Here is a 6058-nt window from a genome sequence, read left to right on the forward strand (position 1 = left end):
CTTGCCGGGGTACATGCCCAGGGCGATGAGTACGTCGCGGAAGTTCAGACCGGCGGCTCGTACCGCGACCCGTACCTCGTGCGGTCCCAGTGGACGCGTCGCCGAATCGGACGGGACCAGTGTGAGGTTCTCCAGTGTGCCGTGTTCGCTGGTGTCCAGGTGCCAGGCGTCGGTGTCGGTGGGGGGTGTCAGTGCGTCGGTGATGGCTGTGGTCGTCAGTCGGGGGAGGGTGATGGCGCCGTCGCGGATACGGGCCTGGGGTTCGCCGGAGGCGATGAGGGTGGGGAGGATCTTTTGGGAGGTGGGGTGGTTGTCGGTGTCGATGAGGATGATGCGGTCGGGGTGTTCGGTTTGGGCGGTGCGGATGAGTCCCCAGACGGCTGCGCCGGCGAGGTCGTCGTGGGTGGCTTCGACGATGAGGGGGGTGGTGGTGTCCTGGGCCAGGTGGTGCTGGACGCGGGTCAGGGTTTCGGTGGTGATGCGGTGGGTGTCGGCCAGGACGTCGTCGCCCACCGTGGGGACTGTGTACTGCTCGAAGTCCACTGTGGCCGCGGGGGTGGTGGGGGTGTGGGGGGACCAGCCCAGTGTGTAGAGGTGGTTTGTCTCGGGTTTGGCGTCGTGGAGCTGGCCGGGGTCGAGTGGCCGGGTGGTGAGCGAGTCGATGGTGATGACGGGTTGGCCGGTGGTGTCGGTGGCCAGTAGGCGAATGGTGCCGGAGTCGTCGGTGTCCAGTTGGACGCGCAAGTGGGTGGCGCCGACGGCGTGGAGGGTGACGCCGGTCCAGGAGAAGGGCAGGTGTGGGGTGCTGGTGTCCGGGGTGTTGAGGGCCGCGGGGTGTAGTGCCGCGTCGAGCAGCGCCGGGTGCAGGGTATGTCCTGTGGCGGTGCCTGCGGCGGTGGGCAGCTCGATCTCGGCGAAGAGGGTGTTGTCGCGTTGGTAGAGGGCGCGGAGTCCTTGGAAGGCGGGGCCGTAGTGGAGTCCGGTGTCGGTGAGTCGCTGGTAGGCGTTGGTGAGGTCGATGTGGTGGGCGTCGGTGGGTGGCCAGGTTCCGAGGTCCGTTGTGGGTTGGGTTTCGCGTTTGAGGGTGCCGGTGGCGTGGGGGGTCCAGGTGCCGGTGGTGTCGCGGCTGTGGAGGGAGATGGGGCGGTGGCCGGTGTCGGTCTCGGGGCCCACGGTGATCTGGACCGGGGTGGGGCGGGTCAGTGCGAGGGGGGTGTGGATGACCAGCTCGTCCACGGTGGTGTGGTCGGTGTACCCCGCGGCGTAGAGGGCGAGGTCTATCAGTGCGGTGCCGGGGACGATGACGGTGTCGTTTACCGTGTGGTCGGCGAGCCAGGGGTGGGTGCTGGTGGAGAGTCGGCCGGAGAGGATGAGTTCGCCGGTGTCGGCCACTGTGGTCACCGCGCCGAGCAGTGGGTGGTCCGTCGTCCCCAGGCCGGCGCCCTCCACCTCGGCGCCCCCTCCCACGGCGTCGTGCAGCCAGAACCGTTCACGCTGGAACGCGTAGGTCGGCAGCTCCACGCGCCGGCCCCGGGGGACCACTGCGGACAAGTCGAGCTCCACACCGCTGGTGTGGGCGTGCCCGGCGGCGGTGAGCACGGTCACGACCTCGTCGTGGTTGCGGCGGGTGGTGGGGATGAGGTGGGTGGTGGCGGGGAGGGTGGTGCGGGCGAGGGCGGTGAGGGTGGCATCGGGGCCGAGTTCGAGGTAGGTGGTGATGCCGTGGTGGTGGAGGTGGTGGAGGGTGTCGGCGTAGCGGACGGGTGCGGTGATGTGGCGGGTCCAGTGGGTGGTGTCGGGGTGAGCGGGTGCCGCGGTGAGCATGCTGATGAGAGGGATGTGTGGGGGGTGGTGGGTGAGGGTGTTGAGGGTGGTGGTGAAGGGGGCGAGGATGGGTTGCATGAGGGGGGAGTGGAAGGCGTGGCTGACGTTGAGCCAGTTGGTTTTGACGTCGAGTTGGGTGGCGATGTGGTGGAGGGTGGTGCGGTCGCCGGAGAGGACGGTGGCGTGGGGGCCGTTGACGGCGGCGATGGAGACGGTGTTTTCGAGGTCGTGGAGGTGGGGTTGGAGGGTGTGGGGGGCGGTGGCGACAGCGAGCATGGCGCCGTCGGGAGGTAGGTCCTGCATGAGGGTGCCGCGTGCGGTGACCAGGTGGACGGCGTCGGGCAGGGTGAGGGCGCCGGCGACGTGCGCTGCGGTGATTTCTCCGACGGAGTGGCCGCAGACCATATCGGGTCGCAGGCCCCAGGATTCCCAGAGTCGGTAGAGGGCGGTTTCGAAGGCGAACAGGGCGACTTGGGCGTGGTCGGTGCGTTGGAGGGTCTCGCCCTGGTCGGGGTCGAACATCACCTCGCGTAGTCCGGGGGTGGCGAGTGCGAAGACCTCGTCCAGTGCCCGGGTGAAGACGGGGAAGTGTTCGTACAACCGCCGTCCCATACCGGGGCGTTGGGAGCCCTGCCCGGTGAACATCACCGCCAGCGGCCCGCCGTCCCCGGTGCCCGGCGCCAGGTCGGCAAGCCCGGCCGTGAAGTCCTGCACGGTCTCCCCGACGACCACGGCGCGGTGCGGCAGGACCGCCCGGGTGGCGACGAGCGAGTGCGCCACGTCGTGGACGGACACCTCCCCGTCCTCGACCAGCGCCGCCAACCGTCCCGCCGACTCCCGCAGGGCGGGTTCGGTGTGTGCGGAGAGTATCCAGGGCACCGGTCCGGCCGGGGGTGCCTCCGGAACATCCGGCTCCGGGCCGGTGGGGGTGTGTTCGAGGATGACGTGTGCGTTGGTGCCGCTGACTCCGAAGGACGACACGCCCGCGCGTCGGGGGCGTTCGTCCGCGTCCGGCCAGTCGCGGGCCTCGGCCAGTAGCTCGACGGCACCCGCCGACCAGTCGACCTCCGGGGTCGGCTCGTCGATGTGCAGGGTCTTGGGCATGATGCCGTGGCGCATGGCCATGACGGTTTTGATGATGCCGGCGACTCCGGCGGCGGCTTGGGTGTGGCCGATGTTGGACTTCAGTGAGCCCATCCACAGCGGTTGTTCCCGGTCCTGTCCGTAGGTGGCGATGATGGCCTGGGCTTCGATGGGGTCGCCGAGTTTGGTGCCGGTGCCGTGTGCTTCGACGAGGTCGATGTCGGTGGGGGTGAGTTGGGCGTTGGTGAGTGCGTCGCGGATGACGCGTTGTTGGGAGGGGCCGTTGGGGGCGGTGAGGCCGTTGGAGGCGCCGTCCTGGTTGACGGCGGTGCCGCGTACCACGGCGAGTACCGGGTGTCCGAGGCGTTGGGCGTCGGAGAGTCGTTCGATCAGGAGCAGGCCGATGCCTTCGGCCATGCCGAAGCCGTTGGCGTCGGCGTCGAAGGCTTTGCAGCGTCCGTCGTCGGCGAGGCCGCGCTGTCGGCTGAATTCGATGAACGGTGCCACTGAGGCCAGTACGGTGACGCCGCCGGTGATGGCGAGGGTGCATTCGCCGGAGCGCAGGGCCTGGACGGCGAGGTGCAGGGCGACCAGGGAGGAGGAGCAGGCGGTGTCCAGTGAGACGGCCGGGCCCTCGAAGCCGAAGGTGTACGAGACACGGCCGGACGCCACGCTCGCCGCGCTGCCATTGGCCACGTAGCCTTCGAGGTCGGCCGGCGCACTGCCCCGCAGGGCGACGTAGTTGCTGGCCATGATGCCGGTGAAGACGCCGGTACGGCTGCCGCGCAGGGTGGTCGGGTCGATGCCGGAGCGCTCCAGGACCTCCCAGGTGGTCTCCAGGAGCAGTCGCTGCTGCGGGTCCATGGCCAGCGCTTCGCGTGGTGAGATGCCGAACGGGTCCGGGTCGAATGCGCCGGCGCCTTCCAGGAATCCACCGTGGCGGGTGTAGGCGGTGCCGGCGTGGTCGGGGTCCGGGTCGTACAGGGTGTCCAGGTCCCAGCCGCGGTCGGTGGGGAATGTGGTGATGGCGTCGCCGCCTGTGCTGATCAGGCGCCATAGGTCCTCGGGGGAGTCGACACCGCCGGGCAGTCGGCAGGCCATCCCCACGATCGCGATCGGCTCCGCGTCTCCGTCCGTGGCGGCTCGCGGCCGGGTGGTGTCCGCTGTCGAGCCGAGCAGCAGACCGGCCGCCGCCGCACACGTGGGGTAGTCGAAGATCAGCGTGGCGGGCAGCCGCAGCCCGGTCGCCGCCGACAGCCGGTTGCGGAACTCCACGGCGGTCAGGGAGTCGAACCCGAGGTCCTTGAAGACCTGACGCGCACCGATCGCGGTGGCGTCGGCATGCCCGAGCACGGCCGCGGCCTGCTCCCGGACCATGTCGACAGCCGCCCGCTCTCGCTCGTGCGGCATCATCCCGGCCAGCAGATCGCGCCAGGTACCGGCGGCCTCGTCGCTGCTCGCGGTCGCCCGCGGCCTGCGCACCAAGCCGCGCAGCACGGTTGGTGTCACCGGCGCGGCGCGGAGCGCCACCAGGTCGAAGGCGGCCGTGACCACGCTCCCGGCTTCCGCCGCCAGCGCGGCGTCGAACAGGGCCAGCCCCTCGGCGTCGGCCAGCGGCCGCAGCCCGTCGCGGGCCAGCCGGTTGTGGTCGGTTTGGACGAGGTGGCGGGTCATGCCGGTGGCGCGTTCCCACGAGCCCCAGGCGAGTGAGGTGCCGGGGAGACCGTGGTGGCGGCGGTGGGTGATCAGGGCGTCGAGGAAGCTGTTGGCGGCGGCGTAGTTGGCCTGCCCCGCGTTGCCCAGCACGCCGGCGACCGAGGAGAAGACCACGAAGAGGGCCAGGTCTTGGTCGCGGGTGAGTTCGTGCAGCCACCAGGCGGCGTCGGCCTTGGGGGCGAAAGTGGTGGCCAACGCGTCGGTGTCGAGGTGGTCGATGGTGGCGTCGGCCAGTGCCCCGGCGGTGTGCACCACGCCCGTCAGCGGGCCGACCTCGTCGACGAGTGCGGCGAGGGCGGTGCGGTCGGTGAGGTCGCAGGAGATGGTGCGGACGCGGGCGCCGAGGTCGGTGAGTTCGGTGGTGAGTTCGGTGGCGCCGTCCGCATCGGGTCCCTGACGGCTGACCAACACCAGGTCGCGGACGCCGTGTTCGGCGACCAGGTGGCGGGCGACCAGCGAGCCCAGGCCGCCGGTGCCGCCGGTGACGAGCACAGGGCCCGTGGGGAGTGTGTCGATGGACGCCCTGGTGTCCGTCGACAGGCGTGTGAGTCGGGGGAGGGTGATGGCGCCGTCGCGGATGCGGGCCTGGGGTTCGCCGGAGGCGATGAGGGCGGGCAGTGCCTTGCGGGAGGTGGGGTGGTTGTCGGTGTCGATGAGGATGATGCGGTCGGGGTGTTCGGTTTGGGCGGTGCGGAGCAGTCCCCAGACGGCTGCGCCGGCGAGGTCGTCGTGGGCGGCTTCGACGACGAGGGGGGTGGTGGTGTCCTGGGCCAGGTGGTGTTGGACGCGGGTCAGGGTTTCGGTGGTGATGCGGTGGGTGTCGGCCAGGACGTCGTCGCCGACCGTCGGCACCTCGTACCGCTCGAACTCCTCCGCGACCGCCCTCGCGTCCAGCGCGCGGGCGACCCAAGCCAGGTCGTAGAGCTGGTGGGCGCCGACGCCTCCGGCGCGGAGCTCGTCCGCACCGACCGGCCGCGTGACCAGGGAGTCGATCGAGACGACGGGCTGCCCCATGGTGTCCCGCGCCAACAACCGGATCGCGCCGTCGTCGATGTCCAGCTCGACCCGCAGCTTGGTCGCACCGGTGGCGTGGAGGGTGACGCCGGTCCAGGCGAAGGGGAGTCGGGTGTCGGTGTGGTGCTGTGCGGCGGTGGCGGCGTGGAGGGCGGCGTCGAGGAGTGCGGGGTGGATGCCGTAGCCGTCGGTGTTGCCGGTGTTGCCGGTGTTGTCGGTGTCGGGGAGGCGGACGTCGGCGAAGAGACGACTGCCTCGGCGCCACAGTGCGCGCAGTCCTTGGAAGGTGGGGCCGTATTCCAGTCCGGTGGCGGCTAGGCGTTCGTATGCCCCGGTCAGGTCGATGGGTTGGGCGTTGGTGGGGGGCCAGGTGGTTTGGGGGGTGTCGGGGGTGTGTTGGTGCTGGGTGAGGGTGCCGGTG

1 protein-coding gene is annotated in these 6058 nt (G+C 70.7%); it reads right to left on the reverse strand.

The annotated features are described in order from the left end of the window. On the reverse strand, nucleotides 1-6058 hold a 6058-nt coding region (locus JK364_RS53765), incomplete at both ends, for a type I polyketide synthase (RefSeq protein WP_201858775.1).

This window comes from Streptomyces endocoffeicus (assembly GCF_016741935.1).
GTDB lineage: Bacteria > Actinomycetota > Actinomycetes > Streptomycetales > Streptomycetaceae > Streptomyces > Streptomyces endocoffeicus.